This window comes from Thalassospira sp. (assembly GCF_030690045.1).
GTDB lineage: Bacteria > Pseudomonadota > Alphaproteobacteria > Rhodospirillales > Thalassospiraceae > Thalassospira.
In genome coordinates this window covers 613,004-631,006 of sequence record NZ_JAUYHK010000016.1, presented here as the reverse complement: position 1 = coordinate 631,006, position 18,003 = coordinate 613,004, and the positions used below count along the sequence as shown (strand labels likewise).

Here is an 18,003-nt window from a genome sequence, read left to right as displayed (position 1 = left end):
GCAAATATAAAGATATCAGCCTTCGATACGCGCCCGCCGCCGAAACCGCAAATAGCTGCATTTCTTGCCCTGACGCAGGGCTTTTTGCTCGTACCGTGTTTTGATCCAGTCCGAAGGCGGGTTGCGCCAGTCCCCGGCAGTGTCGGCCAGCCATTCAAAATTCGGGTGATTGTGCAGATGTTGCAAGGTCCAGGAAATATATTGCATATCGTCGCTGGCGACCCGGAATTCCGCCCCGTCCTTTAACAGACGTGCCATCAGCGCCAGATTTTTCGGGCCAATAAACCGGCGTTCCGCATGGCGGGTTTTCGGCCACGGATCGGGAAACAGCAAAAACGCCCGGTCAAAACAGGCATCGGCCAGTTTATAAAGCAACGGGCGAGAATCATCGGGCACAACCCGCACATTCACAAGGCCCCGTTCGTCGATATGACGCAACAGGCTGCCGACACCATCCATAAACGGTTCGCAGCCGATAAACCCGACATCGGGATGGGCTTCGGCCTGCCCGGCCAGATGTTCGCCACCGCCAAACCCGATTTCCAGCCACATCTGTTGCGGACGCACCGAAAAATAACCCGCCGGATCAACATTGCCGGTTTCGGGATAATCAATGCGGATGTTTGGCAACATTTCATCCACCAGCGCCTTACGCGACGGTTTGAGAGGACGGGTGCCGCGACGTCCATAAAAATTGGGTCGGTCCGGGGTCGGTATCGGTCTGTTGCTGCGCATTGTCTTATGTCTGTCAGGGATAAAATCAAACGGGCGACCCAGAAGGCCGCCCGCGTCTTAACATGTCTGGCGATTTTGGCAAATCGCCGCGTGATCTTTCTTTGGCCTCAGGCCCCGAAGGCCGATTTCAAATCATCGACCAGATCGGTGCGTTCCCACGAAAAACGCCCATCCTCTTCGGGCTTGCGTCCGAAATGCCCATAGGACGAGGTCGGCACATAAATCGGACGGCACAATTGCAGATGTTCGCGAATGCCGCGCGGGCTGAGATCCATCAATTCACGCAGGATTTTGCCCAGTTTCAGTTCGTCAACATTGCCGGTTTCATGGGTGTTGACATACAGTGCCAGCGGTTTGGACACGCCAATGGCATAGGCAACCTGAATCGTACAGCGCGTTGCCAGACCCGCCGCCACAACGTTTTTGGCCAGATAGCGTGCGGCATAGGCCGCCGAACGGTCCACCTTCGTCGGGTCTTTGCCCGAAAATGCGCCACCACCATGCGGTGCCGCCCCACCGTAAGTATCGACAATAATCTTGCGCCCGGTCAGACCCGCATCGCCATCCGGACCGCCAATCACAAAACGGCCCGTCGGATTGATGTAAATTTCATCTTCGGCAGGCATCCAGCCTTCCGGCAAGGCCGACTGGATATAAGGCAGAACCAGCGCACGCACATCGGCCTGTTCCAGGTTGGCGGCGTGCTGGGTCGATACCACGACCGAGGTTGCGCCAACCGGCTTGCCATCGACATAGCGCAGGGTGACCTGGCTTTTGGCGTCCGGGCCAAACCCAATGGTCTTACCAGAATGGCGATCTTCGGCCATTCTGCGCAAGATATGGTGCGAAAACTGGATCGGAGCAGGCATCAATTCATCGGTTTCATTACAGGCATAGCCAAACATGATCCCCTGATCGCCCGCACCCAGATCCTTGTTACCCGCCGAGTCAACGCCTTGGGCGATATCGGCCGATTGTTCATGGACGTGGCATTCAATGCTGGCGGTTTTCCAGTGAAACCCCTCCTGCTCGTACCCGATCTCGCGGATAGCGTTCCGGGCGCGCTCAATCATCACATCCTTGGTAACGCTTGCCGGGCCGCGAACTTCGCCGGCCAAAACAACGCGATTGGTGGTTGCCAGTGTTTCAACAGCAACACGCGCATCCGCATCGGCGGCCAGAAACGCATCGACAATGCTGTCGGAAATACGGTCGCACACCTTGTCCGGATGGCCTTCGGACACGGATTCACTGGTAAACAGATATTCGGTAAGGGACATTTTCAACCTTCTCCGGTGAAAAAGGGTTTCCAAAAACTGGACCGGAGGGCCGTGGTACGAATGTATCCATCAGCGCCCACTTAGCCTTTTTTTGCGTGGTGGCAAGCGGTCCAAATCCGTCCACGTATTTCAGGGTCACAAGTGACCGACTGCCGGTTTTGCCTGATCAGACAGATATGGTCAAGTCTGATTGCCGATGACAGCGGTGTAAAATCATTCATCCACAAAGAAAAACGCATCCCGGCACAAAGCAGAGATGCGTTTAAATTCAGCACAACCAGAGGGTTACTGGCTGTCTGCGGTGGCTTCAACCGCAATCACAATACCCATCGATTTGACCAGTTCAAAAACCCGTTTGCGCTGCACCGGATCGGTAATCCGGTAATAGGCGCGCACCAGCTCAAGGGTTTCGCGACGGTTCATCGGGTCATTGTCGAACGGATCCGGGCTTTCGGACATTTCGCGACGTTCATGCACGGATTTTGCCGAAATTTCGTCGGGCATATCGTCAAAAAAGAACGATACCGGGACTTCGAGCACCCGCGACAGATCATAAAGGCGCGACGCCCCAACGCGGTTGGCACCGCGTTCATATTTCTGGACCTGCTGGAATGTCAGACCAATGGCTTCGCCCAGTTTTTCCTGGCTCATCCCCAAAAGGGTCCGCCGTAAACGGATGCGCCCGCCGACATGGATATCCACCGGATTGGGTTTGCCATTTGCGGTGCGGCCACGACCACGACCGCGTGTGTTCTTTACGATAACGGTTTCATCTGCTGGCGACATTGTCCTGATCCTTCCTCACTCCGACCTCCACCCTGTTCTGACGAGGGATACATGACGGGCGGTTCGGCGTATTATAAGGCCACCTGACGGGAAGTATGAAAGCGTTCATATCCCAATACGAGAGCGGCAAAGAAAAGGACTATACCGTAAAATGGTATATCACGCCACAAAGAATATACTGTGGTATTAACTTTCCCACTCAAAAGGGGTGATATCAGAATTTCTGCTGTTCTTAAGGGTAGAGAACCCTGTATGCGGCCATAGGCATCAAAGGATGCCGAGATGCCGGTATAGGCTGCCCGCACCAGCGGCAGGCCTTCTTCGATGCTGCGGAACCGGGCGGCGGCCAGATGCTGATACGGCCCCGCACTGTTACCGAACCAGCCATCATTGGTCACATTAAGCAACCATTCGGGGCGGTCCTGATCATCGGTCACGGCCCCTGGAAAAATCACTTCATAACAAATTAATGGCGAAAATGAGGGAAACCCGGCAACCTTTAAGGTTTTCGGACCATCACCGGCCGAAAAATCGGTGCGCCCGGCGGTCAGTTTCGGGAAAGGCAGGAAATCCCGAAACGGCACATATTCGCCAAACGGTACCAGATGAAATTTATCGAAACTGCCGATAATTTCCCCCAGATAATTGATTGCCTGCACCGAATTCCAGACCTGAAATTCCTCGGTCTCCCGGGGGAAAGTACGCGGTGCACCGGTGATCAGGACATCCTGCGGCCCCAGAACCGAGGCCATTTGCAACCGCAAATTCCGATTGGTTTCGACAAAAAAGGTCGCCGCTGTTTCCGGCCATACCACAATGCGCCTGCGATCTGGCGGCACATCATCGGGCCGTACTGACATTGTCATCAGTTTTTCAAAATGCGCCGCCTGCAAATCGGGCTGCCACTTCAAGCGTTGGGGAATATTGGGCTGGATGATTTGCAAAACCGGCACATCCGCCGGACTGTCTGCGATATCGGTGATCAGTTCCGGCGCAGTATTGAGGCGAAGGGCACCGCCGCCCCATAACACAACCGGGATCATCACCCCGGCAAGGGCCGTCATCCTGCCCCGTTGTCCCTTGATCAGGGTTGCCGGCAAAGTCGCAAAAAGGGCGGTTATCACCGTCAGGCCATATACCCCAACCGCCGAGGCCAATTGCATCGGTGCCGCATCAAACGCCCAGACATGCGCCAGCAAATTCCACGGAAACCCGGTCAGGATATGGCCGCGGACAAATTCCGCCACCGCCCACAGAACCGCCAGCAACACCGCACGCGCAATCATGCCCTGTGCCAGACGCCAGCTTGCCCAGACTGCCAGCATCGGAAAAATGGCCAACCCGCCGCCCAACCCCAACAGGGCAAAGGGGATCATCCAGCCATAAATTTCGGGCTGGACCAGAAAAGCATGACTGACCCAGTAAAACCCGACGGCAAAATGCCCGGTGCCAAACCACCAGCCCGCCGAAAGCGCCCCCTTGTGACAGCGCACCTCCTGCAAGCTCCATAACAAAACCGCAAAGGCAATCGGCAGAACCGGCACAATAAAAAAGGGCGGCAAGGCCAGAACCGCCGCCGCCCCGGACCCGGCCCATAAAAACCGCCTTTTCCAGCCGCGCAGGCCCGAAAGACGCAAAGCCAGATTTTCAAGCATTTTTGGGATTTACCTGCTGCGGCGTCTCGCCATCCGGTGATGGCGTATCCGGCCTGATGGTGTGAATCCGCACCCGGCGGACTCGCCTTGGATCAGCATCGAGTACTTCAAATTGCAGGCCGGACGGATGTTCGATCAATTCGCCGCGGGCCGGGACCCGACCCGCCAGCGAAAACACCAACCCGCCCAACGTGTCGATATCCTCGTCTTCTTCCTCGTCCAAAAGGCTGATACCCAGCTTTTCCTCAAGGTCTTCAACCTCATAGCGGGCATCGGCAACAAAACAGCCATCCGAAAGCCGCACCAGCTTGGGCGTTTGATCGATATCATGTTCATCGTCGATTTCACCGACGATTTCCTCGACCAGATCCTCAATGGTGATCAGGCCATCAATTCCACCAAATTCATCGACCACCAGCGCCATATGAGTGCGCGACAGCCGCATTTCCGACAGCAAATCCAGAACCCGGATGGCCGGTGACACAAACAGCACCCGGCGCAACAATGTCTGGAACCGGAATTCCTTGCCCGCCGTCGCACAGCCCAGCACGTCCTTGATATGAACCATGCCGACAATATCATCCAGACTGTCGCCATAAACCGGCAAGCGCGAATGGGCTTTTTCAACCATCATCGCCACCAGATCATCGAGCGTCACATCCTTGTGGACGGCGACAATATCGGCACGCGGCACCATAACATCTTCTGCCGTCATGTCGCGCAGCGTGATGATATTTTCAAAAAGGCTGCGTTCATGCAGGGAAACCGGCTCGTCATCCTCTTCGGTGCGTTCGGCCAGTTCTTCAAGCGTATCGCTGAGCGAGGCTTCGCCATTGCGCGATTTCGCCCGGCGCAATCCGATGGCAGATGCCATGCTGCCCCAAAAGGATTCGCCATCGGAATCCTGATTACGATCCCCGCTGTCGCGGGGATTAATACTGTCTTTTTCTTCGTCGCGTTCGTTTATGTCGTTCATCGTCCTGTTTCGACATCCTGATCTTCAATGGGTTCATAGGGATCGTCAATGCCCATCCGGGCAAGAATAAGGCGTTCAAGCTGTTCCATCTTGTCGGCCTCATCATCGTCAATATGATCATAGCCGACAAGATGCAGCGTGCCATGCACCGCCAGATGGATCAAATGATTAACCAGCGGCTTGTTCTGCTCCTGTGCCTCGCGGAGACAGGTTTCACGCGCAATCACAATATCGCCCAGCATCAGCGGCATATCCGGGGGCATGTCAAAATCGCTGGCCTCGTCATCGCTTTCAAGGCTGGCAAAGGATAACACATTGGTCGGGCTGTCCTTGCCGCGATAATCACGGTTTAAAATCCGCACCGCCGCATCATCGGTCAGCGTCAGGCTGATTTCAATCACCGGTGCCCGATCCAGCAAGGACGGACCATTTTCGCCGTCCGCCAACGCCCCGTCCAAGGCCGCCGCATCCAGAGCCTTTTCAACCGCCCCACGCACCGCATCGATTTCAACCGCCTGCCAGTCCCCGGCATCTTGCGTGATGTCAAGATCAAGCGGGGCTGTCATTGCTGTCCTGTCCTGCGGTCTTGCCTTTTTTCCCGCCCTTGTAACTGTCCTGAATTTTCTTTTGCAGGGCATCGGCAGCATCATAGGCAATCACAATTTTGGTCACCAGCGGATGACGCACCACGTCGCGCTGGTCAAATTGCACCCGTCCGACATCTGCAACACCTTCGAGAATTTCAAGGGCATCGCGCAGACCCGATTTGGTGCCGGGCGGAAGATCGATCTGGGTCAGGTCGCCGGTCACCACCATGCGTGATCCTTCGCCCAGACGGGTCAGGAACATTTTCATCTGCATCGGGGTGGAATTCTGGGCTTCGTCCAAAATCACAAAGGAATGCGCCAAAGTCCGCCCGCGCATGAACGCCAGAGGGGCGACTTCAATTTCGCCGCGTTCCATGCGTTTCATCACCACATCACCAGGCAGGGTATCGTTCAACGCATCATAAAGCGGACGCAAATACGGATCGACCTTGTCTTTCAGATCACCTGGCAAAAAGCCCAGCCGTTCCCCGGCCTCGACCGCCGGACGCGACAAAACGATGCGGTCTACCTGTCCCTGTAACAACATCTGCACGGCCATCGCCACCGCCAGATAGGTCTTGCCGGTCCCGGCCGGGCCGATGCCAAACACCAGTTCATGATCGAGCATCGCCTCGATATAATCTTTCTGGCGTTTGGATCGCGGCGAAATTCGGCGTTTTTTGGTCTGGATCGCCAGACGCGCCCCGCCAAATACATCCGCGCTGCCACTGCCGCCGTTTCCGCCATTCCCCCACGGATTGGCTTCGTCGGGTTCAGACAGGCGCAGGGCCGCATCAACCGTTTCGGTATCGACACGATCAATATCACCCTCGCGCAAGCGGCTATAAAGCTGCGATAAAATCAGTTTTGCCTGTGCGACTTTTTGCGGATCGCCCGATAACAGCACAATCGAACCCCGGTTGCCAATATCGACCCCGGTTCCTTCGGAAAGGCGGGTCAGGTTTGCGGCCTGTGGTCCATATAGAATCTGAACCAGCGCATTATCGGAAAATTCAATCTGGGTGGTATCCTTGACAGGTTTTTTGATCTTGGCGGGGCTTTTGGTCCTGGCGGGGGTGGGGGTAACGCTCACGCAACATTCCTTTCCGAACCGCTGCCTTCGACCAGTTCGCCACCAAGCGAATTGGGTCGGGCTTCGGTAATTTTCAGGCGAACGATCCGGCCCAGATCGGCCTCGCTCAAACCCTTGACATAAACCGGCTGCATATACGGGCTGCGCCCGACAAGCTGACCATCATATTTGCCCATCCGGTCCAGCAACACATCCATTTCCTGCCCGATACAGGCTTCGTTGAAGGCAATCTGCTGTTCGGCCAGCAATGCCTGAAGACGGGCAAGACGGTCAGCCTTGACATCTTCGGGCACCTGCAATTCCATCGCCGAGGCCGGTGTTCCCGGACGCGGGCTGTATTTGAAACTGTAGGCCTGAATAAATGTCACGTCGCGCACCAGTTGCAAGGTGTCTTCAAAATCCTTGTCCGATTCACCGGGAAAACCAACGATAAAATCCGACGACAGGGCCAGACCGGGATTGGCAGCCTTGAGTTTTTCCACAATCGCCCGATAATCGGCCCCGTCATGTTTGCGGTTCATCGCCTGCAATACCCGGTCCGATCCCGATTGCACCGGCAGATGCAAAAACGGCATGACTTTGGGTACATCGCGATGGGCAGCAATCAGATCATCATCCACATCACGCGGATGCGACGTGGTATAGCGAATGCGGTCCAGACCATCGATTTTCGCCAGTTCACGCAACAACCGGCCCAAAGACCATTCTGCGCCATCGCCATCGGCGATACCGGCCCCGTGATAGGCATTCACATTCTGACCCAGAAGGGTGATTTCGCGGGTGCCATGTGCGACCAGTTGCCGGGCTTCGCGCAGGATATCGGGACCGGGGCGCGAATATTCGGCACCACGGGTATAGGGCACCACGCAAAACGTACAAAATTTGTCACAGCCTTCCTGAATCGCCACAAAGGCGGAAAAGCCCTGTTGCGAGACCTGATCTGGCAAATGATCGAATTTTTCCTCGACCGGGAAATCGGTATCGATGATGCGGTCAAACCCCATCGCCCGGTTGGCACGCGCCACCATTTCGGGCAGACGGTGATAGGTTTGCGGCCCAAAGACCATATCGACAATCGGTTCGCGACGCATCAGTTCGGCCCCTTCGGCCTGTGCGACACACCCGGCCACCGCCACGATCATGCGGTCGCTGCCATTGGCCTCCTTGGCTTTTTTATGCTTGCGCAAACGGCCCAGATCGGAAAATACCTTTTCCGATGCCTTTTCGCGGATATGGCAGGTATTGAGAATGACCATATCGGCACCCGCCGGATCATCCACCGACTGGTAACCCAACGGGGCCAGAACATCCTGCATGCGCTGGCTGTCATAGACATTCATCTGACAGCCATACGTTTTTACAAAAAGCTTTTTGGTTGCGCTTTCTTTCCGGTCCAAATCCTGCTCCTGCGCCGAAAGCGGCGGGGAAATCCACGCCGCATGACGGACATCGTCGTTATCTGAAATCAGTATACGGCGAAACGGTCAGGAACCAAATTGACATCCGGTGTTACCGGTCAAAACAGACGAAAATCTTCTGAAACGACCGCAAGTGGCGCACAAGCAATCAGATCACCGCGCCGCCCGCCATGCGCCAGCGGCACAAATGTCGCCCGATTTGCGCCACTCAGCGCCGCCTGGTGTCCCCGGGCGACCATCGTTTCACACATCTGCGCCAATTGCTTGCGCGATCCTGCCTGCGCCAGCGTCACCGGTGGATGTACAATCAGTTCCACCGTTACCTTGCCCAGTGCGAGAAACTGCCACAAATGCGGGGCCAAGTCCATATCCCCATACCACGAATAATAAGCCCGCAGATCACGGCCCATCGGCGCACCATCCAAACCGGTTGCCGCAATCGATACCGGCTGCAAACGGACCTGCGATCCGTCAGGCATCTGGCGTTCGGCAACCCCAAACAGGGTGGATTTAAAGGGCAGGACCCGATTGCCGTCATTGCTGGTTCCTTCGGGGAACATGATCAGCTTGTGCCCGGCGGCCAGACGCCGACCCAGTTCATCGTTCTGGGTACGAGACCGCACCGGGCGACGTTCGATAAAGGTGGTGCGCTGCAATTTCGCCAGAAATCCATAAACCGGCCAGCTTGCGACCTCTTTCTTGGCAATGAAACTGCCTCGCACCAGCGATCCCAACACCGGCACATCCAGATAGGACGCATGATTGGCAACGATGATGCCCGGTCCGTCCATCATCGGCACACCCGATACCCGCACCTCGATATTGAGGATTTTCAGGCACAGCCCATGATAAAACCGGGGCAGATCATCCGCCAGTTTCAGACGCAGCAACACCGCCACCATTTGCACCGGCAGCAATAACAGCGTCAGCAACGCATACATCACAAGCCGGATCGCGGCACAGGGATAACAGTTCACGATACCCTCGCAGTCCGTTCATAATGCTTGTAATAACGGTCGGTGACTTTTTCAGTCGGCAGAACGATGCAGATATCGGTGGTGTTGAATTGATGATCAACCACCGCACCGTCGCCGACATAACCGCCCAACCGCAAATACCCCTTGATCAGCGGTGGCAGATCACGCAAGGCCTGCCGCGGATCGACATTATGAATTTCGGACCGCGCCATTGATTCATAGCGGTCCTCGATGGCGCGCGGGCGCATTTCTTCGGGGGCCATATGATTGTGATGCAAATAGGTCAGGGCATCGCGGAAGGCATCCGGATCGGTGCCGTGAAAGGATGCACAGCCAAACATCAGCTTGATATCATATTTGAAGACATAGGCGGCAATGCCCTGCCACAATAATTGCAGGGTTGGCATCGTGCGGTAATCCGCCTCAACGCAGGACCGGCCCAGCTCCATGATTTCGCCGCTATTGCCAACATTGGCCAGCATCGAGTCGATTTCATATTCATCGGCACTGTAAAAGCCGCCATGACGGTTGGCCACCGACTGGCGCAACATGCGATAGGTGCCGACAACGCCCTTGGCCCCGGCTCCGCGATTATGATCAATCACCAAAAGATGGTCGCACAAAGGATCATAGGAATCAAAATCGCGTTCGACCTCGGCCATTTCGGCAGAGGGCTGCGCCCCCCGTTCTTCGTAAAAAACCTTGTAGCGCAATTTCTGACTTGCCAGGATTTCGTCTTCCGACTCCGCCAGGCGGACTTCCAACCGTCGCTGCTGATCGTCGCTCATCGCAACTCCCTTTCGTACATGTGCGCAGAGTTTGCGCGACATTCCGATCAAGAGCGAGTGAAGGCTTTGTTAAGAAATCGTAACAAAAATATGAAAGCCATCCGCATCAAAATACGGATGGCTTTTCACACATCAACTATTCTGAAACCGGCAGAAACCGGTTACTTTTCGTCTTTGGCAGGAACGCCGTAAAGTTCAAGGCGATGACCGACAAGCTTGTAGCCAAGCTCGCGGGCAATTTCTTCCTGCAATTTTTCAATCTTGTCATTTGAAAATTCGATGACGTTCCCTGAACGCATATCGATCAAATGGTCATGATGTTCTTCGGTCAGTTCCTCGTAACGGGCGCGACCGTCACCGAAATCATGTTTTTCAAGAATATCGGCTTCTTCAAAAAGGCGCACCGTCCGATACACCGTAGCAATCGAAATTTTCGGATCAATTTCGGTTGCCCGGCGATAAACCAGTTCCACATCGGGATGGTCTTCCGAGTCTGACAGCACCTTGGCGATCACTCGCCGTTGTCCCGTCATTTTCAGACCGGCATCAATGCATTTTTGCTCGATGGTTGATTCTTCCAACATAATCTTTTTTCTCGTTTCCGGTTCCGCCTGCCCCCATGGCCAGGAAAGTTGATCCAGGCCCCGATCTGTTATCTCGCTAAATATCGAGAAAAGTCACACATATCGCAAGGTTGTTTTCGCGAAATATTTCCTCTTTGACTTGCCCGGTGCGATTTTCGGCGCTAGTCCGGTCATATCACCTGTTCACACGAGGCCCCGATGACGCCATTTTCCCCGGATGATACCCTTGATATCACCCGCGATATCTGTCCGATGACCTTCGTCAAAACCCGCCTGAAGCTTGAAAAAATGGCGGCGGGCCAAACCCTTGCCGTTACCCTGAATGAAGGTGAACCGCTGATCAATGTGCCGCGGTCGGTAACGGAAATGGGTGACGAAATCCTTGAACTGATTGAAATGCCTGACCATCCGGGCATCTGGCACCTGATTATTCGCAAAAACTGAATAACCTTGCACCTTGTGGGACTATAACAGCTTTAATCGCCCCAGCCCAGTGCGCAGACACCCAATTTGCGCTCCATTACCAGCGCATCCACCCTGCGTCCGGTTTTGCGGCGGTAATATTCCTTGCGACGACCGGTTTCCTCAAATCCGCAGGACCGATACAGGGCAATTGCCGCGCTGTTATCTTCGGCCACTTCCAGCAACAGGCGGTTCACACTGCCGTCGCGCAAGCGTTCCGTTACCGCCGCCAGCAATGCCTGCGCCACACCGCGCCGCCGGGCAAAGGGGGCGGTGATAAGGGTATTGATTTCCGCCTCGTCCATTACCGCCTGTATCAGAACAAATCCCAAAGGCCGATCAGCACCATCCCCTCCCTGATCAAAGGCCAGCAGGCCAAAGGCACCGGGCACGGCCAGCAGGGCAATGATATCATCTTCCGGCCACGGATCATCGAACCCACCAGCATGCAACAATGCCGCCACCCCGGCAAAGGCCGGGGTCAAGGGAATGATTGACAAGGGTAATGCCGATTCCGGTACCGTCATGACGATGCGACCGGTTGATCCTGTTCATCCATGCGTCTTGCATCCGGGGCACGTAAATAAAGCGGCACCGGTGGCAAATTGCCACCGGATTCCCAGCGTCCGGCGGCAATTTGCGCCACCACACCGGCACGCGGCAGACCCGGCGCAGTGCAGGCATAAAAAGTATCCGGGGCATGGGCGGCGGCGGTCAAAAGCCGCGGCGTCGCATCCCCGGCCAGAACCGTCGGGCCGGGCGGAGCCAGCATCAAGGCCTGACGCGGTGGCAGGCATTCTGGCGGGCCAAGCGGGCGTTTTTGCGCATCAAAGGCCTGGGCGAAAATCTCGTTTCGTTTGCTGTCGAGCGCGACCACAATATTGCGGCCCTGATGATCGCGTTGCGTAACCCCCCATGCAACGGCTTCCAGCGAACTGACGCCGACCACCGGTATTTTACGGCTAAGCCCCAATCCGCGTGCCGTGGCAAGACCAATGCGCATACCGGTAAAGGCACCGGGACCAACCGTTACGGCAATGCCATCGACCTGATCAAATGTCACACCGGCCTGATCAAGGCTACGTTCGATAAAGGGCAACAGGTTTTCAGCCTGTCCGCGTTCCATATCCTCGTATGTTTCGCCGCGCACCACCCCATCCACCAGCACCGCCGTTGACAGCGATGTTGACGCGGTATCAATCGCCAGCAGGATCAATCCGGCAGGGTCTTGTGGCAAAGTGCTTTGCGGAGCCACCTGATCTGCGCTAAGGGAATCGGAACGCATTTGGCCGGTCAGCATTTTTTTGATGTAGTCGGTAAACTTCAAGAACAGGGAGCCTCCGCCGATGGCGCTGGTTGAAATAACGCCGCAAGAATATGATGTTGAACTCGATATCGTTTATGCCACGAATCGCAATTTCACCGGAATGCCAATTTATACGCGCCCGGCCTGCTATCTGCATCCCGATGCCGCGATCTGCCTGAAAAAAGCCAGCCAGCTTGCCCGGCGTCAGGGGACGCGCATCCGGGTACTGGATGCCTTTCGCCCACAAGAAGCCCAGCGTGCCCTGTGGAACCACACACCGAACCCCGATTTCATCGCCAATCCCGATATCGGATCGCCGCATGGTCGCGGGGTGGCCATTGATCTAACCCTGTTGGATCAAAACGGCAAGGAACTGGATATGGGGGCAGGGTTTGATGAAATGCATATCCGGTCCTATCACGGGGCGGACGGGCTGAGCCGTGTGGCCGAAGCCAACCGGCTTTTGTTGCTCGGCATCATGGTGACAGCCGGGTTTGAATATTACACCCATGAATGGTGGCACTATCAGTTGCCCAATGCCCGGACCCGTTACCCGTTATTTTCCGACAGCGCCCTGCCGGTGCCGATGATGTCGTGAAAATCGCAGACAAGACCGCGGCAGGCCTGATAGCACAAAGCCGCAACAGGCCGTTCGGCATCCAGAAGGATCGTATCGGTTTCGTCGCCGTCAAACGGTTCAAGGGTGGCATATTGGTTGGTCAGCAAACTGACAGGCATGAAATGGCCCTGCCGATGTTGCAGGCGCGCCTCGATCACCTCAAATCGTGCCTGCAAATGCACAAATACATCTGCGCCACCCCGGCGCAAAATATTGCGATAATGGCGTTTCAGGGCTGAACAGGCGACCACGCAGCCGCCCGGACCGGCAGATTGTTGCTGCATTTCGGCCCCAATCCGTTCCAGCCACGGTTGCCGCATCCTGTCATCCAGCGGCAATCCCGCACTCATGCGTGCCCGGTTTTGCGGCGGATGCAGATCATCGCCTTCGATAAAAGGCAGGCGCAAACGGTCAGATAACATCCGCGACAGCGCCGTCTTGCCACATCCCGAAACCCCCATCACAACAATATTCATGGCCGGGCTACAGGATTGCCTGGCCGGAGTCGGGATCAAATACCGATATCCGCGCCCCATCCGCCAAAATCGAGACCGAAGCCCCGGAGCGAAACACCTGTTCCGGGCCGGTACGCGCCGTGACTTCGGCCCCGGCCACCGCCACACGAACATATTGGTCCGGCCCGGTCGGTTCGGCCAGCAAGACCTTTGCCGCGCATCCGGCATCATCAAACACCAGATGTTCGGGCCGGGCCCCCAGCGTCACCGGACGATCCAGCAAATGTGCAGCGTGATCCGGCAAACCGGCAACAGGCAGGCAACCGGCCCCGGTATCAAACAATACGGCATCACCATCGCGCACCAGTTTGCCATCCAGAAAATTCATCGTCGGTGCGCCGACAAAGCTGGCGACAAAGCGATTGGCCGGACGGCGATAGACATTTTCCGGCGTATCATTTTGCTGGATGCGACCTTGTTCCAGAACCACCACCCGTGTCGCCAGTGTCATGGCCTCGATCTGGTCATGGGTGACATAGACAATGGTCCGACCCAGCCTTTCATGCAGGCGCTTCAATTCAACCCGCATATCGGCGCGCAATTTGGCATCAAGGTTCGACAGCGGTTCATCAAACAAAAACACCACCGGATCGCGAACAAGGGCACGGCCAATCGCCACACGCTGTTGCTGGCCGCCCGATAATTGCGACGGCTTGCGATCCAGAAGCGGGGTAATCTGCAACAATTCGCCAATTTCCGACACCCGCCTTTCGATATCAGGGCGTGCCATGCCCCGCATTTTCAGGCCAAAACCGATATTTTTGCGCACCGACATCGTCGGATACAGGGCATAGGACTGAAACACCATCGCGATATCGCGTTCATCGGGTTCCAGTTTTGTCATATCGCGCCCGGCAATGTGAATTTCCCCACCCGTCACCGGTTCCAGCCCGGCAATCATGTTCAACAATGTCGATTTGCCACACCCGGACGGCCCCAGCAAAACCAGAAACGCCCCGTCTTCGATTTCAAGATTGATGTCTTTCATCACGGCAAGACCGGAATAGGCCTTGGTGACACCGCGTAATTCCACGCCATTCATGTCGTGATTATCCTTTCACTGCCCCTGCGGCAATTCCGCGCACAAACAACCGCCCCGACAGCAGATAAACCGCCAGTGTCGGCAATGCTGTCAGCATGGTGGCAGCCATATCGACATTGTATTCCTTCTCGCCAAATTGCGAGCCGACCAGATTGTTCAGCGCCACCGTCATCGGTTGCCCGGACCGCCCGCCAAAGGTCAGGCCCAGCAAAAAGTCGTTCCAGATATAGGTGAACTGCAAAATCATCGCGACACCCAGAATAGGCAGGGACAGCGGCAACATCACATACCAGAACAATGGCCAGAACCCGGCCCCGTCAATCCGGGCGGCTTTCAGCAAATCCTGCGGTACTGTTTTGAAAAAGTTGCGAAACATCATGGTGGTAAAGGCCACCCCCCAGATCACATGTACCAGAACCAGCCCCGATATACTGCCAAACAGGCCCAGTTCGCGCACCAGAATGATCAACGGATACAGGGTGACCTGCGGCGGAATGAACATGCCCACCAAAAGGGCGGCAAACAACAGATTGGCCCCCGGAACCCGCCATGCCGCAAGGGCATATCCGGTCACCGACCCCAGCCCGACCGACAAGATCAGGGCGGGGATCACGATCCGTACCGATGTCATGAACGAGGATGACAATCCCTGACAGACATCACCAACCGCCTGGGTGCAATCGCCAAACCATGCCTTGCCCCATGCGGCAAAGGTGGGGTCGGTCGGCAGGGCGAAAATGCTGCCGCCACGGATTTCCGACATCGGTTTTAGCGAGGTCGAAATCATGATCAGAACCGGGGCCATCAACATAAAGGCGGCAACAATCAACAACCCATACAGCGCGACACGATTTAACCGCATTAGTGCGCCCCCCGCGCTTTGCGCAGTTCAAAATAGATATAGGGCGAAATCACCGCCAGAACGGTACACAGCAGAACAAACGCACCTGCCGCCCCCATGCCCAGTTCCTGCCGGTTCAAAATATGATCGACCACAAAGCGCGCAGGCAAATCCGACGAAAAGCCCGGCCCGCCGCCAGTCAGGGCAACCACAAGGTCGAAGGCCTTCATGACAATCGCACTCATGAGAATAAAGACCGTGAAAAACACGGTACGCATCATCGGGGTGATGATGTGCAGATAAACCCGCCATACCGGAATGCCATCCACCCTTGATGCTTTCCAGATATTGGGATCAACATTGCGCAACCCGGCCAGAAACAGCGCCATACACAAGCCGACCTGTTGCCAGATTCCGGCAATCGCCAGCGTATAGATCGACCGGTCCTGCCGCACGATCCAGTTAAATTCAAAGGTCACCCAACCCAGATCGCGCACCGCTTCCTGCAAACCCAGTGTCGGGTTCATCACCCATTGCCAGATCACACCGGTCACAATGAAAGACATCGATAACGGCATCATGAACATGGTGCGAAACAGGCCTTCACCACGCACCCCGCGATCAATCAGAATCGCCAGCCCGTATCCGATCACGACACAGCCACCAATAAACAGACAGCCATGAATCGCCAGATTCTGCATGGATGTCCACCAGCGTTCATTGGCGAACAGACGGGCATATTGATCAAACCCGGTGAAATTATAAACCGGCAACAGGCGCGACCGGGTCAGTGAAATGATAAACGTCCAGACGATAAACCCGTAAAAACAGACAATTGTAATAATCAGGGCCGGGATCAGGGCGACTCGCGCCGTCCAGTCCGGACGCCACCATCGTCTGTCAGGATGCTGTCTCCGCGCAGCCAGATGTGCCGGTTCGACCATATCTCTTTTCCCGCTTTGTTGGAACAATGCCGTTGCCTTGCTTGCGGTAGGCAACGGCACAAAACCGGTCAGACGCGCCAGCTTATTTGGCGTTGGCAATGGCCTGACGGAAGGAGTCACGACCCTGTTCCGGGGTCATGTCTGCACTGTTCCAGAAATTCGAGATGGTATCATCAATCGCCCCGGAAACCGAACTTGGCACACCAAACAGGCCGGTACTGACCAGATGGGTATTCGGGTCCTGAATGGTTTTGATGGCGTATTGGGCGCAGTCATCAAAGCTGTCATTGGGGATATCCATCCGCGCCGGGATCGATCCCTTTTTCTGGTTAAAGGCGATCTGCACATCCGGATCAAACATAACGCCTGCCATTTTTTCCTGGGCGGCGCGGGCAGCATCGGTGTCGATATTGGAAAAGGCAAACACATCCACTGTCATGATATAGGCAAGGTCTTCTGCCGGGGCAAAAACACAACCCACCGAACTGCCCGGTTCAATCCCGGCGGCAATGATTTCGCCCTTGGCCCAGTCACCCATGAAATGAAACGCCGCCCGGCCATCAATCATCATCGCGGTCGCCTCATTCCAGCGACGGCCGGGGCTGCCTTCATCGACAAAGGGCTTCAATGCGGCAAAGGTTTCAAACACCTTCAACATGGTGTCTGACATCAATAAATCTTCGTCCAGCGTACTATACGCCCTGGCATAAAAATCGCGCCCGGCAACGCCCAGCATCACACTGTTAAACAGGATGCGTTCCTGCCACGGTTGCCCGCCCAGACCAATCGGGATAATCCCGGCATCCTGAAGTTTTTGCGCGGTTTCAATAAATTCCGGCCAGCTTTTGGGTACGGAAACACCGGCTTTTTCCAGCGCAGCACCATTGTAGAACATCCAGTTTTCACCGTGGATATTGATCGGTGCGGCAATATATTTGCCGTCATGTTTGGCCGCCTGCATGATCAGCGGTGGCAATTTGTCATCCCAACCTTGCCCGGCGGCAACATTTTCGACATCAGCCAAAAGCCCCTGATCCGCCAGTTCGCGCAATTGTTCGCCAATCGCAAACTGAAACACCGTCGCCGGATCACCACCCAGCATACGGTTGACCGCCGCGGCCCGTGCCGCACTACCCCCGGCGATCGGCGTGTCGATCCATTCGCCGCCCCGAGCTTCATAACCCTTGCGAATTTCGGCAATGGCGGCCTGTTCACCGCCTGACGTCCACCAATGCAAAACCTCTGCCGTCTGGGCATTCAACGACGATGCCGATGCCCCGGCAAGCAAAAGAGCCGTAAGGCCCGCCACCTTTGTAAATCTGGTCATTCCGGTATCCTCCCGATTTTTTACGACGTTGCGCCCGACATGCTTCGGTTTAAATTCGTAACGTTTCG

The 18,003-nt window shown here is 55.8% G+C and carries 20 protein-coding genes; 2 read left to right on the top strand and 18 right to left on the bottom strand.

Translation table 11 applies throughout. The annotated features are described in order from the left end of the window. Positions 1-15 precede the first annotated feature (15 nt). From Q8O73_RS14600 to Q8O73_RS14550, 11 genes are all read right to left on the bottom strand, one after another. Positions 16-735 (bottom strand): tRNA (guanosine(46)-N(7))-methyltransferase TrmB, encoded by a 720-nt coding sequence (locus Q8O73_RS14600; RefSeq protein WP_305558896.1) that lies wholly within the window; start codon positions 733-735, stop codon positions 16-18. Positions 736-842: 107 nt separating this feature from the next. Continuing rightward, the gene (metK, locus tag Q8O73_RS14595; RefSeq protein ID WP_305558895.1) at positions 843-2,015 is read right to left on the bottom strand and encodes a methionine adenosyltransferase; all 1,173 of its coding nucleotides are present in this window, start codon (positions 2,013-2,015) and stop codon (positions 843-845) included. A gap of 285 nt (positions 2,016-2,300) precedes the next feature. After that, positions 2,301-2,801, bottom strand: a complete 501-nt coding sequence (locus Q8O73_RS14590) for a helix-turn-helix domain-containing protein (RefSeq protein WP_305558894.1) — start codon at positions 2,799-2,801, stop codon at positions 2,301-2,303. 71 nt (positions 2,802-2,872) lie between these two features. Then, positions 2,873-4,456, bottom strand: coding sequence for an apolipoprotein N-acyltransferase (gene lnt / locus Q8O73_RS14585; protein WP_305558893.1), 1,584 nt, complete (start codon positions 4,454-4,456; stop codon positions 2,873-2,875). After that, entirely contained in the window at positions 4,449-5,432 is a 984-nt protein-coding gene (locus Q8O73_RS14580; RefSeq protein WP_305558892.1) for a hemolysin family protein, read from the bottom strand. Before Q8O73_RS14580 ends, lnt begins: the two co-directional genes overlap by 8 nt. Continuing rightward, positions 5,429-5,998 (bottom strand): rRNA maturation RNase YbeY, encoded by a 570-nt coding sequence (gene ybeY, locus Q8O73_RS14575; protein WP_305558891.1) that lies wholly within the window; start codon positions 5,996-5,998, stop codon positions 5,429-5,431. Before ybeY ends, Q8O73_RS14580 begins: the two co-directional genes overlap by 4 nt. Beyond that, positions 5,982-7,112 (bottom strand): PhoH family protein, encoded by a 1,131-nt coding sequence (locus tag Q8O73_RS14570; protein WP_305558890.1) that lies wholly within the window; start codon positions 7,110-7,112, stop codon positions 5,982-5,984. The genes ybeY and Q8O73_RS14570 overlap by 17 nt, the downstream gene beginning before the upstream one ends. After that, the gene (gene miaB, locus Q8O73_RS14565) at positions 7,109-8,509 is read right to left on the bottom strand and encodes a tRNA (N6-isopentenyl adenosine(37)-C2)-methylthiotransferase MiaB (protein WP_305558889.1); all 1,401 of its coding nucleotides are present in this window, start codon (positions 8,507-8,509) and stop codon (positions 7,109-7,111) included. The genes Q8O73_RS14570 and miaB overlap by 4 nt, the downstream gene beginning before the upstream one ends. A gap of 119 nt (positions 8,510-8,628) precedes the next feature. After that, the gene (locus tag Q8O73_RS14560; RefSeq protein WP_305558888.1) at positions 8,629-9,507 is read right to left on the bottom strand and encodes a 1-acyl-sn-glycerol-3-phosphate acyltransferase; all 879 of its coding nucleotides are present in this window, start codon (positions 9,505-9,507) and stop codon (positions 8,629-8,631) included. Continuing rightward, a complete protein-coding gene (locus Q8O73_RS14555) occupies positions 9,504-10,295 on the bottom strand; it encodes a GNAT family N-acetyltransferase (protein WP_305558887.1) in 792 nt (263 codons plus the stop codon). Before Q8O73_RS14555 ends, Q8O73_RS14560 begins: the two co-directional genes overlap by 4 nt. Positions 10,296-10,456: 161 nt before the next feature. Beyond that, positions 10,457-10,879, bottom strand: a complete 423-nt coding sequence (locus tag Q8O73_RS14550; RefSeq protein ID WP_305558886.1) for a Fur family transcriptional regulator — start codon at positions 10,877-10,879, stop codon at positions 10,457-10,459. Positions 10,880-11,077: 198 nt separating this feature from the next. On the opposite strand from Q8O73_RS14550, the gene Q8O73_RS14545 reads away from it, so the two are divergent. Then, the gene (locus tag Q8O73_RS14545) at positions 11,078-11,323 is read left to right on the top strand and encodes a sulfurtransferase TusA family protein (RefSeq protein WP_305558885.1); all 246 of its coding nucleotides are present in this window, start codon (positions 11,078-11,080) and stop codon (positions 11,321-11,323) included. 32 nt (positions 11,324-11,355) lie between these two features. Here the strand turns inward: Q8O73_RS14545 and Q8O73_RS14540 are convergent, their stop codons facing one another. Together Q8O73_RS14540 and tsaB are read right to left on the bottom strand one after the other, a co-directional pair. After that, positions 11,356-11,868 (bottom strand): GNAT family N-acetyltransferase, encoded by a 513-nt coding sequence (locus Q8O73_RS14540; protein WP_305558884.1) that lies wholly within the window; start codon positions 11,866-11,868, stop codon positions 11,356-11,358. Then, a complete protein-coding gene (tsaB, locus tag Q8O73_RS14535; RefSeq protein ID WP_305558883.1) occupies positions 11,865-12,668 on the bottom strand; it encodes a tRNA (adenosine(37)-N6)-threonylcarbamoyltransferase complex dimerization subunit type 1 TsaB in 804 nt (267 codons plus the stop codon). The genes Q8O73_RS14540 and tsaB overlap by 4 nt, the downstream gene beginning before the upstream one ends. 19 nt (positions 12,669-12,687) lie before the next feature. Between tsaB and ddpX the strand changes: the two genes are divergently transcribed. Beyond that, entirely contained in the window at positions 12,688-13,245 is a 558-nt protein-coding gene (ddpX, locus tag Q8O73_RS14530; protein WP_305558882.1) for a D-alanyl-D-alanine dipeptidase, read from the top strand. On the opposite strand, the gene Q8O73_RS14525 is transcribed toward ddpX, so the two are convergent. The 5 genes from Q8O73_RS14525 to Q8O73_RS14505 form a co-directional block, all read right to left on the bottom strand. Beyond that, positions 13,197-13,742 carry a gluconokinase gene (locus Q8O73_RS14525; protein ID WP_305558881.1) on the bottom strand — a complete coding sequence of 182 codons (546 nt, stop codon included), beginning with the start codon at positions 13,740-13,742 and terminating at the stop codon, positions 13,197-13,199. The genes ddpX and Q8O73_RS14525 overlap by 49 nt on opposite strands. A gap of 7 nt (positions 13,743-13,749) precedes the next feature. After that, entirely contained in the window at positions 13,750-14,823 is a 1,074-nt protein-coding gene (locus Q8O73_RS14520) for an ABC transporter ATP-binding protein (RefSeq protein ID WP_305558880.1), read from the bottom strand. A gap of 7 nt (positions 14,824-14,830) precedes the next feature. Beyond that, positions 14,831-15,685, bottom strand: a complete 855-nt coding sequence (locus tag Q8O73_RS14515; RefSeq protein ID WP_305558879.1) for a carbohydrate ABC transporter permease — start codon at positions 15,683-15,685, stop codon at positions 14,831-14,833. Continuing rightward, positions 15,685-16,608 carry a carbohydrate ABC transporter permease gene (locus Q8O73_RS14510; protein WP_305558878.1) on the bottom strand — a complete coding sequence of 308 codons (924 nt, stop codon included), beginning with the start codon at positions 16,606-16,608 and terminating at the stop codon, positions 15,685-15,687. Before Q8O73_RS14510 ends, Q8O73_RS14515 begins: the two co-directional genes overlap by 1 nt. An 82-nt stretch (positions 16,609-16,690) precedes the next feature. Then, positions 16,691-17,935, bottom strand: coding sequence for an ABC transporter substrate-binding protein (locus Q8O73_RS14505; protein ID WP_305558877.1), 1,245 nt, complete (start codon positions 17,933-17,935; stop codon positions 16,691-16,693). Positions 17,936-18,003 lie beyond the last annotated feature (68 nt).